This is a genomic window from Bacillus songklensis, from assembly GCF_042649685.1.
Lineage (GTDB): Bacteria > Bacillota > Bacilli > Bacillales > Bacillaceae_H > Bacillus_BA > Bacillus_BA songklensis.
Genome location: NZ_JBHRZT010000072.1, coordinates 539,329 through 557,951, shown reverse-complemented (window position 1 = coordinate 557,951; position 18,623 = coordinate 539,329). Strand labels below are relative to the sequence as shown.

Here is an 18,623-nt window from a genome sequence, read left to right as displayed (position 1 = left end):
TGACCTCGCTAACCTAATTAATGCCTTTCCCTGTTATTAAAATCAACCAATTAATGGGTCAGGGCATTGCCGCCTAGGAAGGATGGTTTCATATCATATGTACGAAGGAGAATGGCTCTTCATCCTCGCTTCAACGAAAGCCGGTTTAAAGATTGTATCATACTTTCATCTAAAATCATGATCTTGGATGAGTGCTGGAGATGTTCATTATAAGATGCTAGTAAATCGTGATGAAAATTGACTAAAAGACGAACATAATAAACATTTTCTTGAGAAAACAAATCAGAACGATTGATGAGGACATTTTCATATTTTTCAACCATTCTTCGAGTTCTTTTTATGATTTTTATTGCATCTCTCATTCTATACATTTCGTTTAATTCTTCGATAAATACTTGCAAATCTTGTTTTAAGCATTTGGTAAGCATTACATTAATTTGTTCCGTTTCATGTGGTATTTCTTCAAAAATAAACTGTTTTAACATAATCAAATCAGACTCTATTCTCCCTTTTAAGAAGCTTAAATAAATGCGAAGGGTATTATAGGCATCATACATGGGATTATGCTTTTCACCAATAAAACTTAATCCGTATAAACCTAATGCATTCTCCACTGAAAGGTTGTTCCTTGAAACTCGTTTTGTAAAGATCGCTTGAAAGTCTATATAGCGTTTTTCGATTTTTTTAATCGTAGTAAGAGGGATTTCATGTTTCTCTGCATCCATTTTTAAGCGGGATAAATCACTGGTAGACCATGAGAAAAAGCGAGATTTTTTAACGCCGCCAATCCAGGCTAGAAAATCTTCAAACACTGCTTTAAAGCCACTGGCATCCACCAGGTCAGAATCGCTAATTTTTGTTAATTCTTTGCAAAATTGACTTAGGGGCGCTCGTTTTACAGGTCGAATATAACGGTCAAAATACGAAATTTTTTGTGTCTCAATGTCATATTTCACAGCACCCAGCCGGATTCCTTCCATATCGCTAAAAGGCATTCCTTTATCTGAACACAGCATTTCAAAGTCGAAAAAGACAAATTGCTTTACATCAGCCATCCGCTCTCCTCCTTTCTCCAACAGGCAATTATAAAGGAGAACTGTCGGAAATAAAAGCGTAAATAAATCCCAAAATCATAATGGTACATTCAACAGGCAATAAGTGATAAAATTTCATTAACATATAAATTCACATAAATTTCTGTAAGCCGACTCAAGATGAGAGGATCAAAAGGGGCGAACAGAGGAAAACCCGGTGATAGAGGTAAAAAAGTAAAATAGATGAAGGACCAGACTAAAAAGAGATAGATCAGCCAGCAAGGAGAACATGACTATTTTATGAAACTAATTTCTTGGAACGTTAACGGTATTAGAGCATGTGTACGCAAAGGATTTTTAGACTACTTTAAAGAAATGGATGCAGACATATTCTGCATCCAGGAAACGAAATGTCAAGAAGGACAAATCCATCTGGACTTGGAACCCTACTTTCAATATTGGAATTATGCAATAAAAAAAGGGTATTCCGGTACAGCCATATTTACAAAGAAGAAGCCGTTATCTGTTACATACGGTGTAGGAATGGAAGAGCAGGAACCAGAAGGAAGAATCATCACGTTACAATTTGAGGAATTTTATTTAGTGAATGTATACACTCCCAATTCTCAAAGAGATTTGGCGAGGCTTGACTACAGAATCGTTTGGGAAGATAAGCTTCGCAGCTATCTGAAGGATTTAGATGCCATAAAGCCGGTTATTCTGTGCGGTGATTTAAATGTAGCTCATCACGACATCGACTTAAAAAATCCAAAATCAAATAAAGGAAACTCCGGCTTTACAAAAGAAGAACGAGGAAAGATGACAACATTGCTGGAGTCCGGATTTATAGATGCCTTTCGATACTTATATCCAGATAAGGAAGGCGCCTATACGTGGTGGTCCTATATGAGTAGGGTAAGGGAGAGAAACATAGGGTGGAGAATTGACTATTTTATTGTATCTGAACGGATAAAAGACTCATTAAAAGACGCCCAAATTCATTCAGATGTAATGGGTAGCGACCACTGTCCAGTAGCTCTTGAAATAGCGTTTTGATGTTATTGTGAACCATAAAGTAAAGAAGCTAAATAAGAAATACATAATGTCTATTAACGTAAACAAGTCTTCGCTTATGGCGTTTTCTGTTAGCTGTGTAAAGTATTAAGTTTTTAAAGCTTTGTCTTTGGGAAATTATAAAAGCGCAGATACAAAATCAAATAAAGTTTTCCAAATAGGAAGGCAAGAGGGTTCTTAATGTTCGACTATACAGTGAAAACATCAAAAAGCATAGAAGAAGCCATAACTACTTTAGAAGAAAGTTTAAAGTGTGAGGGGTTTGGAGTATTGTGGAATATTCCTATTTTTTACAGAGCCTTTTATAAAGATATGGAAATAAATTAAGCGCCCATACTCAATCTTAAGTAAGCTTTAGCAGCGTTTTCTCTGGAAACGTTGCTTTTTTTTGTAATTCATTGTTTCAAGAAAACTTCGAGAATTTTAAATAGATAGTTGCTTACTTATATCAAGTATTACTTTACGTATAATTCTAATTAAACTATGTGCTAAATGAAAATATTAAAAATTCTAAAGTCAACAAAAGGAAGCCTTCTAAAAGTTCATGGTTGGGTTACTTGTGATGATATTTGCCATGATTAAATAATAAAAGTAGAGATTGTATTCTTTGCAAAAAGAGATTATAATCATATGGATAAAAGGGTAATAATGTGAAATGTTATCATTTTATCTCTTTTATAAGGATAATGGCGGGTTGGTTATTTAGTATGGCATTGCTAAGTTATTACCCCACCATGGGCAAGACTTTCTGTAAAAGGAAGGTTCCCGTGGTGGGGTTTTTTGCTTTTTAAGCTGAAATCATCAAATATGCTTTTGAAAGCAATGAGAGAAATCTCAAAAACCGAAGTTGGACAAGTATCGCGAAAACCTGTAACCAGCATGATTAATCATTTTAAGAAAGCGGCAAATATTCTAACTGAAATGTAGAACAAACTTAAGGGGAAAATGATTAATCATGTATCTTGGGTAGAGAAGAAATGGATCAATCATTATTTTTAATCTTTTGTGGTGTTCAGTAATGCGGATATCAGTCGTGTCATTGAATTGGGCTTGTTTCTTTCAAAGAATGGAAAAAGGATCGAAAGGTAAGTATTAGTATTAGTATTTGAATAAAGCAGGTTTCATGCATTCTCATATTGGAGGGGTAGTTATGAAGGAACTTCAAAAAATTATTAAATTCTTCCAAATCGTTCTCAACAGTTCTCTTGTTCTACTAGGGATTATGCTTACTTTTTTTATGCTCCGAGAACTGTATTTTATTTTTCAGTATGTCATTGATGATAGCCCAAATGTTCATGATATTTTGCAGGATGTGCTCATTTTCTTTCTTTATTTTGCTTTTATTTCGATCATTGTAAAGTACTTTAAGGAAAATTATCACTTTCCTATTCGTTATCTGTTATATATTGGAATTACTGGAACCATTCGATTTATTATTGTCAATAGCGATCATCCAGAGAGAAATCTGATCCTATCTCTTGTCATTCTCATTTTAATGATTAGTTACACGTTAAATATACGTTCGTCCCGGGATGAAAATAATTAACTTTTGACTACATCCCCGGGTTTCCGATCAACATCTTCACCATTAATAATCTCTCATACCTTCGGTAGTTGCTTATGCTGCTCCACAAAGCTAACCTCCATCCATCCCAAAAGATAATTTGCATCCACCTTACTATAGGTATAGGTAATACCTATTAATCAAACCGGTGTTGACATGTTGAATGAGTAACATAAATTCAATGTGGGATATAGATGTTATACAAGTTAGCAATTACCACTTACTTTATGCATACAGAAAAATAAAAAAGCCAGGATCTCACCCGGCCCAACCAATTAAATCATAACACAGCGGAGTGTTCCTGGTGAAAAAACCTGAAACGATTGAGATTAATGTAAACGAAAGAGACAATATAGATCTAAATTACGGTTATCCGATTTCTTTCATTAGCATTGATATTAATAATGCGACTAAGAATAGTCTTATTCTATTTATCATTTTCATAGGGCTTATTATTCCACTTTTCCATTTTTTCTCGAAAGATACTAGCTCAGAAAAAATGTCTAAAGAAGAAAAACAAGAAGTTAAAGAGTGGTCTAGACACATGTCAGTAGGATTCCAAATACTATTTTTGTCGTTCATTTCCACAGGGGCTTTTAATTTGTATCGAAGGTCTAGCCATTTTGATGTCACGTTCAATGTATTATTTGCTTGGGAGAAAATTTTAGTTACTTTTTTAATTCTTCTGGCCTTTCTCTTTGTCGCTCAAAAATATGCTCAATTACTTTGGAACACTATCATCCTCTTGATTTTCTTGTTTCCTCTGCTTGGATATACTTTTGCTTCATTGAAAAGTTCTTATTATGTTGCAGAACACGAAAAGCAAAGATACGCAGTATTAACTACATATAAAGAAAAATTTTTAATTGCACCAGTTAATTTTGAAACAAAGACAATTACACCTGAGTATTCTCTAATTGAGGCTAAAACACAATTAGGATCTAAGCCTAGTAAAAAAGAGAAGGATTCTGAAGAACAACTGATTTTCACCCATATTATTACAGGAAAGCTAACTTTAGAAAAACCAAAAACAGCAGAAAAGCTCTTGGAAGAAGGTAAAGAGAAAGAAAAAGAACAGAAAAAAGAAGCTGAGAAAAGAAAGAAACTAATAGAGGATAAAATTACAGCCTGCTTAAAAGAGCAAGTAACGTTGTTGAGCGCCAATCAGATTGCCGAGCTCATCGGAGAAAAGTCCACGGAAGTTTTACGAGTGTTAAACGAGCTAAGTAAAACAAACAAGGCTGAGTTAGTTGTAACCCTTAAAGAAACAGATCCAACAGTGGAATAATTTCAATAAGATACGTTTTTGCTATATCCCTAAAGGATTCTGTACCGTCTAGATAAGCGTGAACAGCAGCTAATTTCGTCTCTAAAGAATATTTTGTCATAAAAAAATGCACCTCCAATTGTTAGTTGTGTCTAACAATTGGGGTGCAGTCCAATCTGGCTGACCTTATAATACGAACGGGGGCTTGAGTTTAAGAATGGGAGTTTGCTGCGGCAACTCTTTTTCTTGTTGAAGAAATGGGGCAGTATTCCTTTTTAAAGAAATGCCATCCGTAGCTGTAGAAGGAGGGAACCTTCTTCTCTTATATGTTTTTATAAACCTCAACAGAACCTGTGGTCAATTTTATTTGCCCATGAAACTGACCACATTTTTGACCAAGCCATTAATTCTTTTCATGAAACGATACTGCGGACTGTCGCAGAGAAACATGCTGAGGAAAATGTTATAGATTTTTTAGATCTTCTTGCTCAACATGTAATTCAATCAAATTTCCATCCGGATCAGCGCAAAATATTTGCGCAAAACCGCTTATACTATTTGGTTTTTCAAGAATTTCTACATTATTCTTTTTTAGCCAGTTTAAGGTTTCGTCATAACTTTCAACTCTAAGTGCAAAATGCCCTTCTCTGCTATTTAAATGTTTGTTTGAGCGAATTGTCTGCGAGCTTGGACACACGATTAAATGAAGTTGCTGTTGTCCTATTTCATACCAAGCTCCTTCAAAATTAAAATCAGGACGTTTTATTTCTTTTAAACATAAGATTTGACTATAGAAATGTTTTGATTTTTCTAAATCTGTCACGTTGAGTCCAACATGATGAAGTTCCTTGTACTTAATCACAATGGTCAGCTCCTTCCTTATTGCCAGTTGAACTTTAATCTCCCATTAAAATATTACCATATATTTCATATGATTTTCTAATCTGTTTAAAATCTGTCTGTTATGGGCTAAGGAAATTAACTATCAAACCTTAATTGGCAAAAAGGGCATAAGAACGTTCATGTTGGCAGATTCAAAAGGATGGCGTATACTGGGAATCGGGTGATGACAATGGAAGCAAAACTAAAAAATTGGATTCAACGCTATCAGAACGCAGGAGATGAGGAAGCTCTTCAGTATTTGCGGGACACGTGCTGGCCCATTGTGGAACCATTAATTCTCGAACTTACCAAGGAGAAAGATCCGGAAATGGAAAATTGCCTACGTCAAAAAGGGATTGAACGTTTTCCATTCATCCTAAGCAAATACCGCCTGGAGGTTCAGCTCCCCATAGAAACTTTTTTACGAAATACCTACCGCTTTTATTTTCAGCAGGTGCTCAGAGGCCAAGACTGACTTTTGATCAAATTACCCAAACAGATGTTGATATAGGGTTAGGAGAGCAGGGGTAGTGAAATAGTAAGTGGAAGTATTGACTAATAAAAAATTTTAAACGGTGATGTTAAAGTTCCGACAACAGGTGAAAAATTAGCCAGCTTTTCGGCAAAATAATCATTTGAAAAGTAAAGAGGTTGTCCCTGAAGTGCACGAAACGCTTAGAGGAGCAGCCATAAAAATTCGCCTTTTTCGTTTATCTAGCTGATGAAATCACTATTTGAGCGAAAGAGGCGTTTTTTTATGCGAATTTTACCGTTGGCCTAAATCAAGACAATAGATTTGGACTCGAAACGGTGCACTAGCATTTTATATTCGTACAAAATGTCACTGTACCTGTTTTCCTTATAGAATCTCCCCACTGGATGCATATTATGGTAAATATTAGTTAAAATAAATGAGAAGTGCATGTAATGATTAGTGTTCTAGTTTTTGAAAGGTGGCCTCCGATTGTCCTATCAACTCGTTAAATGGATACCCAACTTATTTACAATTGGAAATTTATTAAGCGGTATTTTTTCTATTACCTTCAATATGAATGGATATGTGCGACTAGCAGCCATTTTTATTTTTTTAGCAGCTTTTTTGGATTTATTGGATGGAAGAATCGCAAGAAAATTAAAAGTGAATAGTGAGCTCGGGATTGAGTTGGATTCTTTAGCGGATGTGATCAGTTTTGGGGTTGCACCCGCTGTACTATTTCATACACTATCTTCTCATTCCTGGTTAACATCTTTTGCGTTTATGCTTTATCCGACAATGGGAGCTTTGAGATTAGCAAGATTTAGTGCTAATCCTACAATTGGCTATTTCATTGGTATTCCCATTCCTTTTTCAGGACTTATCATGGCTGGTATGGGGATGTTTCTCTACAGCAATCCATACGTAACAATCTTACTCGCTATTTTAATGGTAAGTCCAATACGTGTCAAAAAATTATAAGTAAACAAGCATCAAAAGCAGCAAACAATGCCATCGAGGTATCCATGTGGAAAAACCCTGGAATAGCACTTGCTGCTTGCAGGTCCGTTGCGATTGAAGCATTCTTACAGTGCCTGAATCCTGAATTCAAGGATAAAGTCACAGTTGAAGTGATCTATCGCAGAAGATAGATAGGATAAGCCCCGGAAAACAAAGATTAGAGGTCAAAGAAGAGTTTTATTAGCTAGCGTCTATATACATATAAAGCAATAAGTACTGCCACTAACAGTGAAGCAATAACTTCTTTTAAATTCACTCGTTGATTTTGCGGGTTTGTCAGCCTGTTTAAAAACCAGGCAAACAAGCCCACCAATAAAATAAAGATGAAAGCAAACAGGGGATTTTCGTATGGAAAAGAAAAAACCTTTTTTAAAAAGCTTAATAAACTGAAAATTAAAATGGCAAAGATGCCGGTTAGTATATAGTTAGATGGCATAGGGGCATTCCTTTCTAACTTATTGTTCGGTAGTTTTGAATTGTACACAAAAGACTAATGTTTACGCAAAAATGAGAATAATAATAAATATAATTAATGTAACCGATTTATGGCTTATAGAGATATTTTACAATAACTAGCGGATTTATTCAGCAAAGGGCCTTTTAAATAGGTGACAATCTTTTAAGTCGTATCACTACATATTACCCTTTGTGAGATTATATAGGGTTAGCCGTTTATTCTTGTCGCATGTTGGGGTATCCCATAGGAGGATATATAAAAAGAAGAAGGCTCTTAAACATATAACTTGGTTAATGTTTAAGAGCCCTACCTTTTAGGCGGGTATTCTATTTTCATTTCGGGTCTCTTTTTTTTAAGCGGGGCTTCTATTTTTATTTCAGGTCTATTGTTTTTAGACGGGTATTCTATTTTCATTTTAGGTCTATTGTTTTTAGGTATATAGTTATTTTCCTTTCCATAAGAGGATTTCTTATCCTTATTTGTCAACCTTTCTAATTGCCGAACAGCTAATTTACACTCTTCGTCCGAGATTTGTTTGGTCATTAATAATGAATACAGCATGGCAAATGCAATGGCTGTTGTATCAACTTGAACATTTACAGTAACATCAACATCTGAATTTCCACTACGATCAATGCTTGATTGACTCGTTTGAGTATCAATTGAGGAAATTTTCTCTAGTAAAGATAAATCGCCCAGATTGTGTAAATATTGGTTATTTTTTAGATGTTTTATAGTATGTCCTCCTTTAGAAAATAATAAGAAGGAGAGGGAGGGATTCGTGTGCTCCCTGCCTCCCTTTCATTGCCTGGCTACATCGATTTCGGTTCTTATTTTGTTTTACTTCTTAATCTTCTTGATCTTGCTCCTGCTTCTGTTCTTGATCTTGTTCAGATTCAGAACGTGCACGTACTTTTGCTCTGGAGTCAGAATCAACTTTAATATCAAGGTCGATACGAGAATTTCCACTGTTTTCAATTTCGGCTTTGGCGTTGTTTGTGTTACGATCTTCATTTTTTAAATCATTGTCATTATCTAAATCTGCTCTATTTTTATTGTCCAAATCTACATCCGCTTTTGCTTTGCTGTCTGAATCAGATCTCGAGGAATTTCTAGAACGTTTCCACTCTGACATTGACTCACCTCCTTTTTGCTTTATATCAGTAATATATTCAAGTTAAGTCGAAGTGAATGGACAACCATCCTATTGAATTTGCGGATTTTTGATGAATTAATATAGATTTAATAAAAAATAGAAAACTTGAAAAGGATTTGAATGGATGTAGAAGAATTCTTAGGAATCGTACTAGAAGGAAAGTTTCATTTGCTAAACCAGAAAAGTGAAGGACCTGGTATTTGCCCTCATATAACCTAGATATAAAAGTATGGATTTATTACTTCTAATCCCATATAAAAAGAAACCATTTTGTGAACAAAGCGAGATGTTATCTGCAATAGTTGATTCATCACCGATGTATATGCGATAAAATGGAAAAAGCTCGGGAACCTTTTTCGACCAAGGTTCCTGAGCTTTTTTGTTTCGTTGATAAGAATCATTATGTTAACTTCAGACGCATTTTGTCTTTTAAATGACTCTCGCTCTATATAATATGAGCTTGTTTCAAAAGGAGATGGGTAAGTTACAGGGAGGAAAAGCGGATTTATTCTATACAAAAAACTAATGCAACATAATAGGCTGATATGCTCTCTCTTAAGTAGACAGACGAAAGGTGTCGTGTCATCATCTAAACCGAGATGTTCATGCCGCTCGACCAATATTGTTATGCGTATTTTTGCATATTTGAATACATGTACTCGTACGCTTTTGATTCTTCTATCATTCCTAATTCCCGGTATACCTTGGTCAGCCATTGGACAGGAACCGGATCTGTCGGTTTCAATTCCATCTCCCAGCTAAAGCACTCGACCGCTTTTTCTAATTGGTTCATCTGGTAATAAAGTTTCCCTAAACCTAACTGCTGGTCAGGATCTTCAGTCATTTCCACCATCTTCTTCACTTTCTGTACGGTTGGCAGAGCAAAATTCAGTCGTTCAAATGGTTGCACCCATTCTTTGACAAAGGTGAGGTCATATTTTCTTAGTAATAGCGGTATACATAGCCGCAGCAGTTTCTCCAGTTTTTCAGGATGGGTCTGGTAAATGAGCAGCGCATTCATCTTTTCTATATGAAGCCTGTCGGAGGCTAACGAACTGTTTTCAAGGGCGTCTATGAGTTGTTCATATTGAGATGGGGTAAGAGGTGCTTGCTGCTCCGCTAATAATTGGACAGCTTCGTTATATCGCTGGAGATTCATCCATAAATCGAATAAATCTTCACGCAGCTGCGGAAAAACAGGGCCTCGTGTACATAAATCCTGTAATAGATCAGAAGTCTCCTCCTCTGAAAAATGGCGAGAAAGAAAGGAAAAAAGAACATGATAAGCGTCAGTGTCAGGCTCTTTGGACTGGATGAATTGATCGATGTAAAGGGCCGCCATGTCGATCCATCTGTCTTCTTTGGTCAGGCTCGTTTGAAGAAGGGAAAAGAAGCGTTCATTCTCCCTTTGCTGAAAGTGCAGTTGTTCTGCATAAAGGGGGTCTTTTTCTTGTAGAGTCTGGTCGGGAAGATCATAAAGCTTTGCATACTTCAGGTATTGTATATGATTACATATCTCTTGTGCGAGTTTACTTTCCGGCGCAAAATCCCTTAAAATCCGGATAATTCGATATGCTAAAAATAATTGACCGTTTCTCCGGTATTGATAAAAGGAATTCGTCATAAGTTTGATCAGTTTTTCTTTTTGAATAAAGGAATCAAAGAAAGAAAAGATCATCATTGTTTCTTGAGGAGAATATTGCCGCTGTACGTTTTTCAATAATTGATTGAAGTTCTGGAAAATGAAAGGTTGATTTTTCGTCAGTAAAGCCTTGATCAGCGGATGGGGAAAATGGAAAACGATTCCTTGCTTGAACACCGTTTCGATACGCGACTGCCGATTTAATTGAGAGGCTTTCCGGCCTGTAAGGAATTGATTTTTATAAAAGAACAAATAAAAACATTCACTCTCGGCATTAACGGCTTCAATAATCGTACACACATGATAAATCGCCATGCGATTTATGTGTAGTTGAATCGATTGATTGTCATGAATCACGGTAACGAGTTGTTGGTTTTCCATTTTGCTTGCCCTCCATATTCAAAAGTTTCAATGAGTCAGCTTCATTCTTATTTTACCACTATTTGCGGAAATGAAAAGTGCCCGTCCCTTAGAATAAATTAATTATCAATTATATAACAGGTGTTGACTTTTAAAATGTGTTATAATACAATGAAACTAACAAATAAATAAGGGGAGGTAATAAACATGTTAAGTTTAGAATTTTACCGTCACTTACCAAAAAAGGAATGTCGTGAATGCGGATATGAAATTGAAGAACAACATGAGTCTTATTTATATGAATGTGAACGTTGTATCGGAAAACACGAAGAATCGTGATATGGATTTAGATGGTTATGGATATGAAAGAGACACAACTATGGGTGAATGATTATTTAGACCTGTATCTTTATGCAGGAAGTATTGGTGATACATCATGGCAGCAAGAGATTCTTGAAAAATTGCACGATTTTTATGATGAAATAAAACATAGCATAACAAATATAAAAATTTAAGAATCACCGTTTATAAAACTATAAAACTACGTTTCTATGAACGCAAAAGAGCCCTTTTTTCGTCAAGGGCTCTTTTGCATGTTTTTAGTTCCTCTAATAAGTGTTATATAAATGATCGAGCTATAACTCTGCTGAAAAATTTTCCATCGAATTCCACTGCGGGAAGTGGTGCAGGCCCAAAAATCGCTCGTTAAGTCCTTATCTGTTGGAAGAAGAGGAAGTTCTCATCAAACTTAAGAAATCTACCCGATTTTATCTTGAAATGGCGCAATACAACCCGCAATTGTTGTGATTTTATCGCAATCTGGAGAGTGACATCGAACTTGTAAATGTCAACATTAATATTAAACAGACATCTCTTTTTTGTTACGCAAACGGGGCTCGAAGGCTCAGCAGAGAATAATTACGGAGGAATTGCCAAATCTATAACCAACAGCCTAAAGGAGGGCAGACATGGAAACAAACAGAATAAGAATTTACGAGTCACAAGGATGGCATGTGTCTAAAGATGTGCCAAACAATCCAAATGAATTAGGCTGTGACCACTAGAGATTTTTTATACGTTAAAGGGGAAAGGACGCTACTTTATTGAGGATAATTTGTTAACGAATTCGTTTTTACAAGTGACAGAGATTGCAAGTGAAGTCGGCTATAACAATGTCACTCATTTCCACTGGGTATTTAAAAAAATGGTTGCACGTTACGTCAATCCAGACGATCTTGACTACCTGTGTGAAGGCTGTTCCTGGCTCAGCTATGGAGTGTGTAAAGAGGGGATTGCCAGCCTTAAAGAACAATATCAGGATTCAAAGAGTTGAAAAAGAGGTACATATAAAAAACAAAGGAGCTGTCCCCTAAGCTTAAAATAGACAGCCAGAGACGTTTTTACTGAAAAGACCCGGCCGAAAAATCCTTGGCTTTATGGGATTTCTCTTGCCGGGTCATCCTCTTAACATATGTTTAACCACTCAAACTGATTTTCGTTCGTCATAAGGATAATCCTCATCTAATGAACGCACTGCCAGCGGGTCAAAAAAATTCGCAATTTCCCGTTCGGCGCTTAAGAGAGAATCGGACCCATGGATTACGTTTTCCGATTTCGTGCATGCAAAGTCACCGCGAATCGTACCAGGCAATGCTTCTGCCGGACTTGTTTTTCCAATCATGAGACGGGAAACTTCTATAATGTTTTCTCCTTCCCAAACCATTGCAAAAACAGGGCCTGACGTAATAAAATCAACCAGGTCTCCAAAAAACGGCTTATCTTGATGTTCCATATAATGAGATTCCGCTTTTGCTCGATCAATCGTCATAAGCTCGGCATTCAATAAAGTGAACCCCTTTTGTTCAAAGCGCTTTGCAATTTCCCCAATTAAACCTCGTTTCACACCATCCGGCTTGACCATTATAAATGTACGTTGCATTGGCATATGACCACCTCTTCATAAAGTAAATAATAAAATAGCACGATAAATCTTTAAACATGGCATTACATCATAATTTAACCTAATGTGTAGTATACAGTATGACAAATTTAGACAATTTTATAACACTTGATGATTAGAAGTATGAAGCTGTTATAAAAAATCCTGAAAGCATAACCTCTGTCTTAATACCGCTAGAGGAAGAGAGGACAGCCCCTCAGCTAGAAGAACTGCTGACTGTCGCTTTCTTAGCTTGCGAAGAGAAAACGGGATTGGATGACGACCATTATTATGATTTATACGAGCAATTCAATCCTAACTGGTATATAGAACATGAAATATGATAGATTTAGCAGCGTTAAAAAGGTAAAATAAAACAAAACAGGGTTACAGGAGGATGATTTTATGAGAAAACCAATCGATTTGGGTTATGGAATTTCCTTGATTGATGTGTTTGATTTAGGCAAAGAAAACAGAACAGGTACATATGTCATCCATGAAGAAGACATAACAATCATTGAAACTAGCGCGAGCCCATCCATTCCTTATTTATTAAAAGGGTTGGAAGCTTTAGAGGTAGATACGGCAGAAGTCAAATATATTATTGTCACCCATATTCACCTTGATCACGCGGGCGGTGCAGGGTTATTGCTGGAAAGATGTCCAAACGCCAAAGTAATTGTCCATCCAAAAGGAAAGCGGCATCTTGTGAATCCGTCCAGGTTGATTCAAGGTGCCCGGGCAGTATATGGCCAGCAATTCGACGAATTTTTTAATCCGATTCTGCCGATTCCTGAAGATAGACTAGTAGTGAAAGAGGACGGAGATACACTTCAAATCGGCAAAAATCGAACATTGACCTTCCTTAACACCCCAGGACACGCCAATCATCATTTTTCTATTTACGATCCATACAGCAGCGGCATTTTCACGGGAGATACCGTTGGAGTCTATTATCCGCAATTGCTTTCAAAAGGCTTTGAGTTTTATCTGCCTTCAACTTCACCAAATCAATTTAATCCTCAAGCGATGCTTGAAGCCGCTGACCGCATCGAAAATTTGAACATTGACCGGATTTATTTTGGCCATTACGGCATGTCTGAAAACCCTGACCTCGCATTCAAACAACTAAGATACTGGCTTCCTATATTCGTCGAAACGGGTGAAAGCGTCACAAAAGAACAAGCGGATGCGTCTTTCAAAGAAAAAACAGCTTCCATATCAAAAGGTCTTTTTGCAAAGATAAGCGAATATTTGGCTGAAAAAAATGTGTCCCCAAGCCCTGATGTTGATGAAATCATCCAACTCGATTTAAATGTTTGCGCAATGGGGATTGCGGATTATTTGGAAAAGAAAAAGTAAGAATTCGATCTGGAGATCTCAACAAGATACATAGTTCATTTTTCTCCATCGTAAATAGGATGATTAAAAAGTTTTTATCGGACTTTTTTATCATTTTCCGAAAGAATACTCCCACTTCAAGGAATGTACAGGACGTAGCCCAATGAGTAAGTGGGACTTGTGGCGCGAAAACCAAGTGTCAAAAAACCAAAAACAAGACGGCAAGACCATACGAATTTCGTATCAATCGTAGGGACTACGAGGGTAGCCTGCTAAGAAACTGGTGGATACACTAGTGTTCGCAGGAATCTCTCACTTCAAGCGTTAGCTAAGTGGGAGTAGTTCAAGCTTTTTCCTAATCATAAATATGAGCGGGGAACCAATGATCGTAGGTAAGAACCAGAGAGTCAAAATAGGTATTAGAGTCTAAACGCAAAAAAGAAACCGGCTGGTGTAAAATCAGCTGGTTTCTTTTTTGCAAATTACTAGATGAGACTATGTATAAGGCAGAATTAAAAATTTACTTCAAGAAACTAACTAGAACAATCATGAATCCTTTAAACATGAATATAAAGTTATAAAAAGAATTTTATAGTAGAAATCTTTGGGAAAGGAGGGATGTGTAAGTTGACCCTGGACGAAAGATGTATAACCATTCTAAATTTGTATCGAAATTAATTACTGACCAGTTAGATTGGTTCAACCATTGCCCGCCCAAATTATCCCTGTATTTGTGTTAAGTCCTATTTTAAAGGAAAGTGAAAGGGAAACCCTTTTAAAAAATAGGGAATGTCCCACCCGCAAAATAAGTTGTTGAAAAAGGAGCCATATAAACCATTGCTAAACGAATTGTTGACCCCTGAGACTATTATGATGAAAACTCGTGTTAAGAATTGGGAAGATGGAATTAGAACTGCAGCCTTCCCATTGTTGCAAAATCGGTTCATTACAGAGCAATATGTACAATCAATGATCGAAAATGTAAAAAAATTTGGTCCATATATTGTTATAGTTCCAAAAGTGGCGATCCCGCATGCCAGACCCGATAACGGTGTACTGCAAATCTCCATGAGCTTACTACACCTGGAGGAACCTGTGTATTTTAGTGAGGAAGAAGAACATGCGGTTCATCTGATTTTTGTGTTAGCAGCAATCGATGATGAAACGCATTTAAAGGCATTATCCCAATTGTCAGATCTTCTCATGGAAGAAGAAAATATCAATAAAATTTTACAAACCAAAAATAAACAAGAAATTCTTGTATTGATCGATCAATATTCGAGTAGCTGAAGTATTTTAGGGAGGAATTGCGATGCTGAAAATTGTGACGGTGTGCGGAAATGGAATCGGCAGCAGTTTAATGTTAAAAATGAAAATCGAAGAAATTTGCGAGGAGGAAGGGATTACAGTAGATGTAGAATCTTGTGACTTTGCTGCTGCACAGGGAAAAGAGGCAGATTTCATAATTACGGTAAAAGAATTTGCAACACATTTTGTCAATAAGGATGTTCTAATAGTAAGAAGTTATATGAATAAGAACAAGATTAGAGAAGATGTCCTTCCGGGTCTTAGAAAGAAGTCATAGGGAAAACATCAAGCCAAAGGGGGAAAAGTTATGTCATTATTAAAAGTGATTTCTAATGACATTTTGACTCAGCCTGCATTTTTAATTGGATTAATGTCCTTTATCGGATTAATAGCATTAAAGAAATCCGCAAATAAGATTTTGATAGGGACTCTTAAACCCATCCTTGGTTTCTTAATGTTAGGTGCTGGAGCTGATATTATTGTTGCCAACTTGGACCCGCTAGGAAAAATGATTCAATCCGGGTTCCATTTAAAAGGTGTGGTACCAAATAATGAAGCCATTGTTTCAGTAGCGCAAACCGTTCTTGGAAAAGAAACCATGTTTATAATGGTTGTAGGTTTCATTGCCAATATTCTTGTAGCAAGATTTACAAAATATAAATATATCTTTTTAACAGGTCATCATACATTTTTTATGGCTTGTTTGCTGTCAGCGGTGCTTCAGACTGCAGGTTTAATAGGCGCAGAATTAATTTTAATTGGAGGATTTATACTTGGAGCCTACAGTGCTATCTCTCCAGCTATCGGACAAAGATATACTCTAAAGGTTACCGATGGGGACGAGGTTGCTATGGGACATTTTGGTAGCTTAGGTTACTATTTGTCTGCATGGGTAGGAAAGTACGTTGGTAAACCGGAGCAGAGTACAGAAAAGATAAAGATTCCCGAAAAGTGGGGCTTTTTAAGGGACACAACTGTATCTACCGCTATCACAATGACGTTCTTTTATTTATTGGCAGCAATCGTAGCTGGTCCATCCTTTGTAGGCAATCTTTCCGGCGAAACAAATTATCTGATTTTCGCCATTATGGCTGCTTTAAAATTTTCTGTTGGTGTTGCAGTAGTTTATGCAGGGGTGCGAATGATTTTAGGTGAATTAATCCCTGCATTCCAAGGTATTGCCACGAAAGTCGTTCCCAATGCTGTTCCCGCTGTAGACTGTGCTGTGTTCTTCCCTTATGCACCTACAGCCGTTATTTTAGGGTTTATATCAAGCTTTATAGGGGGCATTGTGGGTATGCTTTTATTGGGATCTTTCGGCCTAGTATTAATTATTCCGGGATTGGTTCCTCATTTCTTCTGTGGTGCGACTGCTGGTATTTACGGAAATGCAACAGGCGGCAGAACGGGTGCAATTGTTGGAGCTTTTGTTAACGGCTTAGCCATTACTTTTTTGCCAGCCCTTCTTTTACCGGTTTTAGGGGATCTTGGTTTCCAAGACACGACATTTGGCGATGCTGATTTCGGGGTTATAGGGATTTTGTTTGGTAAGGCATCGTTGTTTCTGGGGAATATAGGTATTTATTTACTTGTCGCTATACTGGTTTTAATTTTGGCAATCCCTTCCTTTATGAAAACGAAATCCAAGGTGATTAATAATGGATAATCAGTATTGCAAGAGGCTTTCAGAATGAAAGTCGGAGTTTTGACTAGCGGTGGGGATTCCCCTGGTATGAATACGGCAATAAGCGAAATCGTTAAAATTGGTGAAAGTTACCACCATGAAATGATTGGGATATACAGGGGGTATAACGGTCTCTTTAATAAAGAGTATAAAAAACTTCAATATCAAAACATTAGACATGTTTATAAATTGGGAGGAAGCATACTATTTGCGGGAAGAAACGAGGCAATGAAAACATCTGAAGGAATGGAAAGAGCCGTAAATGAAATTAAAAAGCTGGGATTGGATGCATTAATTGTAATTGGTGGAAACGGCTCTATAACCGGAGCTTCGTTACTTAGTCTTCAAGGGATTAATGTTATGGCCTTTCCCGCTTCTATAGATAACGATATTTGGTGTAGTGATTACTCAATCGGATATGATACATGTCTTAATGTTGTAGTAGAAAGTCTCGATAGAATAAGGGATACAGCCATTTCCCACGACAGGGTCCATGTTGTGGAAGTAATGGGGAGAAACTGCGGGCTTATTGGACTAAACAGCGGATATTCATCTAATGCAGAGTGTATATTGATTCCAGAAGAAAAATTAAGTATTTCAGAAGTATGCGAGCAAATCGAATTAAACAAAATGAAGGGTTACTTAGATCAACTTGTCATCGTTGCTGAGGGATACGGTTCTGCAATTGAAATTAGCAAACAAATTACAAGCTTAACAGGGATAAAGACAACCTCTACTGTTTTAGGGCAAATACAAAGAGGAGGGAGTCCTACAGTCTTTGATCGGGCTATGGCACGTAAATTCGGCTTTTTAGCCATGGAAGAAATTGTCCGAAATCATTTTAATAAACTTCTTGTTGCAAAACAAACGGAAGTTTTTTCGATACCTATTTCATATTTTAAAAACAAGCCAAAAGAAATAAATTTAAACTTACTCAAACATAAAGGGTAGAAATGAATGATGGTTTCCTCAAATAATGGGGAGATCATTTATTCTCCGGTCAAACAGCGCCCCTCTTATCATATAAGTCGGGTGCTGTTTCTATGCCATGGGATTATTCATACCCCCACGGGAAATGAAACTTCACTTTTGTAAAAGATGTTCATCACTTAATCGCGGAGAAACTTGCGAATTGTATTTGAAAACAATTCCTCGACAGTTAATGTACGGTTTTGTTCAGTCGGGGAATATTGGATGTATTTTAACTCATAGGTGTAATAGCCCTTATTATATAGGCGCTCTTAATGTTCCCTTATCTTTAGGGCGCGTCTATTCTCATTACGATTCTATACAGGTGCTTCTTACTGGAATAATGGAAGTTTTCAAGTCAAAAAATATATCATAATCGAAATAATAAGGTAAAAACTACTTATAATCATCCATTTCTAACTTCATTTTACAAGCAACTGATGAATCAAAG

20 protein-coding genes are annotated in these 18,623 nt (G+C 36.6%); 14 read left to right on the top strand and 6 right to left on the bottom strand.

Going from position 1 to position 18,623, the window contains the following annotated elements:
- Positions 1 to 119: 119 nt before the first annotated feature.
- Positions 120 to 1,055 carry an exonuclease domain-containing protein gene (locus tag ACFOU2_RS21685; RefSeq protein ID WP_377918360.1) on the bottom strand — a complete coding sequence of 312 codons (936 nt, stop codon included), beginning with the start codon at positions 1,053 to 1,055 and terminating at the stop codon, positions 120 to 122.
- Positions 1,056 to 1,334: 279 nt separating this feature from the next.
- Between ACFOU2_RS21685 and ACFOU2_RS21680 the strand changes: the two genes are divergently transcribed.
- The 4 genes from ACFOU2_RS21680 to ACFOU2_RS21665 all read left to right on the top strand — a co-directional run bounded on the left by ACFOU2_RS21680 (position 1,335) and on the right by ACFOU2_RS21665 (position 4,960).
- Positions 1,335 to 2,090: an exodeoxyribonuclease III gene (locus tag ACFOU2_RS21680; protein ID WP_377918359.1), complete on the top strand. Its 756-nt coding sequence runs from the start codon at positions 1,335 to 1,337 to the stop codon at positions 2,088 to 2,090.
- Positions 2,091 to 2,288: 198 nt separating this feature from the next.
- Positions 2,289 to 2,435, top strand: a complete 147-nt coding sequence (locus ACFOU2_RS21675; RefSeq protein WP_377918358.1) for a hypothetical protein — start codon at positions 2,289 to 2,291, stop codon at positions 2,433 to 2,435.
- Between the two features lie 823 nt (positions 2,436 to 3,258).
- Positions 3,259 to 3,654 carry a phosphate-starvation-inducible protein PsiE gene (locus tag ACFOU2_RS21670; protein ID WP_377918357.1) on the top strand — a complete coding sequence of 132 codons (396 nt, stop codon included), beginning with the start codon at positions 3,259 to 3,261 and terminating at the stop codon, positions 3,652 to 3,654.
- A gap of 322 nt (positions 3,655 to 3,976) precedes the next feature.
- Positions 3,977 to 4,960 carry a hypothetical protein gene (locus tag ACFOU2_RS21665; RefSeq protein ID WP_377918356.1) on the top strand — a complete coding sequence of 328 codons (984 nt, stop codon included), beginning with the start codon at positions 3,977 to 3,979 and terminating at the stop codon, positions 4,958 to 4,960.
- A gap of 442 nt (positions 4,961 to 5,402) precedes the next feature.
- Here the strand turns inward: ACFOU2_RS21665 and ACFOU2_RS21660 are convergent, their stop codons facing one another.
- Positions 5,403 to 5,801, bottom strand: a complete 399-nt coding sequence (locus tag ACFOU2_RS21660) for a VOC family protein (protein WP_377918355.1) — start codon at positions 5,799 to 5,801, stop codon at positions 5,403 to 5,405.
- Between the two features lie 210 nt (positions 5,802 to 6,011).
- Here ACFOU2_RS21660 and ACFOU2_RS21655 point away from each other — a divergent pair, with 210 nt between their 5' ends.
- On the top strand, positions 6,012 to 6,296 hold the full coding sequence (locus ACFOU2_RS21655) for a hypothetical protein (protein WP_377918354.1): 285 nt from the start codon (positions 6,012 to 6,014) through the stop codon (positions 6,294 to 6,296).
- A 489-nt stretch (positions 6,297 to 6,785) separates the two neighbouring features.
- A complete protein-coding gene (gene pssA / locus ACFOU2_RS21650) occupies positions 6,786 to 7,277 on the top strand; it encodes a CDP-diacylglycerol--serine O-phosphatidyltransferase (protein WP_377918353.1) in 492 nt (163 codons plus the stop codon).
- Between the two features lie 223 nt (positions 7,278 to 7,500).
- Here the strand turns inward: pssA and ACFOU2_RS21645 are convergent, their stop codons facing one another.
- The 3 genes from ACFOU2_RS21645 to ACFOU2_RS21635 form a co-directional block, all read right to left on the bottom strand.
- Positions 7,501 to 7,752 (bottom strand): hypothetical protein, encoded by a 252-nt coding sequence (locus ACFOU2_RS21645; RefSeq protein ID WP_377918352.1) that lies wholly within the window; start codon positions 7,750 to 7,752, stop codon positions 7,501 to 7,503.
- 868 nt (positions 7,753 to 8,620) lie between these two features.
- Positions 8,621 to 8,908, bottom strand: a complete 288-nt coding sequence (locus ACFOU2_RS21640) for a hypothetical protein (RefSeq protein ID WP_377918351.1) — start codon at positions 8,906 to 8,908, stop codon at positions 8,621 to 8,623.
- Between the two features lie 646 nt (positions 8,909 to 9,554).
- Positions 9,555 to 10,952, bottom strand: coding sequence for a hypothetical protein (locus tag ACFOU2_RS21635; protein WP_377918350.1), 1,398 nt, complete (start codon positions 10,950 to 10,952; stop codon positions 9,555 to 9,557).
- Between the two features lie 186 nt (positions 10,953 to 11,138).
- Between ACFOU2_RS21635 and yhfH the strand changes: the two genes are divergently transcribed.
- From yhfH to ACFOU2_RS21620, 3 genes are all read left to right on the top strand, one after another.
- A complete protein-coding gene (yhfH, locus tag ACFOU2_RS21630) occupies positions 11,139 to 11,270 on the top strand; it encodes a protein YhfH (protein WP_377918349.1) in 132 nt (43 codons plus the stop codon).
- Between the two features lie 23 nt (positions 11,271 to 11,293).
- Complete coding sequence (locus ACFOU2_RS21625; RefSeq protein ID WP_377918348.1) at positions 11,294 to 11,446, top strand: hypothetical protein; 153 nt, start codon at positions 11,294 to 11,296, stop codon at positions 11,444 to 11,446.
- A gap of 599 nt (positions 11,447 to 12,045) precedes the next feature.
- Positions 12,046 to 12,264: a hypothetical protein gene (locus ACFOU2_RS21620; protein WP_377918709.1), complete on the top strand. Its 219-nt coding sequence runs from the start codon at positions 12,046 to 12,048 to the stop codon at positions 12,262 to 12,264.
- A 150-nt stretch (positions 12,265 to 12,414) separates the two neighbouring features.
- On the opposite strand, the gene ndk is transcribed toward ACFOU2_RS21620, so the two are convergent.
- On the bottom strand, positions 12,415 to 12,870 hold the full coding sequence (ndk, locus tag ACFOU2_RS21615; protein ID WP_377918347.1) for a nucleoside-diphosphate kinase: 456 nt from the start codon (positions 12,868 to 12,870) through the stop codon (positions 12,415 to 12,417).
- Between the two features lie 405 nt (positions 12,871 to 13,275).
- Between ndk and ACFOU2_RS21610 the strand changes: the two genes are divergently transcribed.
- The 5 genes from ACFOU2_RS21610 to ACFOU2_RS21590 all read left to right on the top strand — a co-directional run bounded on the left by ACFOU2_RS21610 (position 13,276) and on the right by ACFOU2_RS21590 (position 18,154).
- The gene (locus ACFOU2_RS21610) at positions 13,276 to 14,232 is read left to right on the top strand and encodes an MBL fold metallo-hydrolase (protein WP_377918346.1); all 957 of its coding nucleotides are present in this window, start codon (positions 13,276 to 13,278) and stop codon (positions 14,230 to 14,232) included.
- A gap of 816 nt (positions 14,233 to 15,048) precedes the next feature.
- Complete coding sequence (locus ACFOU2_RS21605) at positions 15,049 to 15,501, top strand: PTS sugar transporter subunit IIA (RefSeq protein ID WP_377918345.1); 453 nt, start codon at positions 15,049 to 15,051, stop codon at positions 15,499 to 15,501.
- A 22-nt stretch (positions 15,502 to 15,523) separates the two neighbouring features.
- Positions 15,524 to 15,796 (top strand): PTS sugar transporter subunit IIB, encoded by a 273-nt coding sequence (locus ACFOU2_RS21600; RefSeq protein WP_377918344.1) that lies wholly within the window; start codon positions 15,524 to 15,526, stop codon positions 15,794 to 15,796.
- A 30-nt stretch (positions 15,797 to 15,826) separates the two neighbouring features.
- On the top strand, positions 15,827 to 17,185 hold the full coding sequence (locus ACFOU2_RS21595) for a PTS ascorbate transporter subunit IIC (RefSeq protein WP_377918343.1): 1,359 nt from the start codon (positions 15,827 to 15,829) through the stop codon (positions 17,183 to 17,185).
- A gap of 24 nt (positions 17,186 to 17,209) precedes the next feature.
- Positions 17,210 to 18,154, top strand: a complete 945-nt coding sequence (locus ACFOU2_RS21590) for an ATP-dependent 6-phosphofructokinase (protein WP_377918342.1) — start codon at positions 17,210 to 17,212, stop codon at positions 18,152 to 18,154.
- The last annotated feature ends 469 nt before the right edge of the window (positions 18,155 to 18,623 follow it).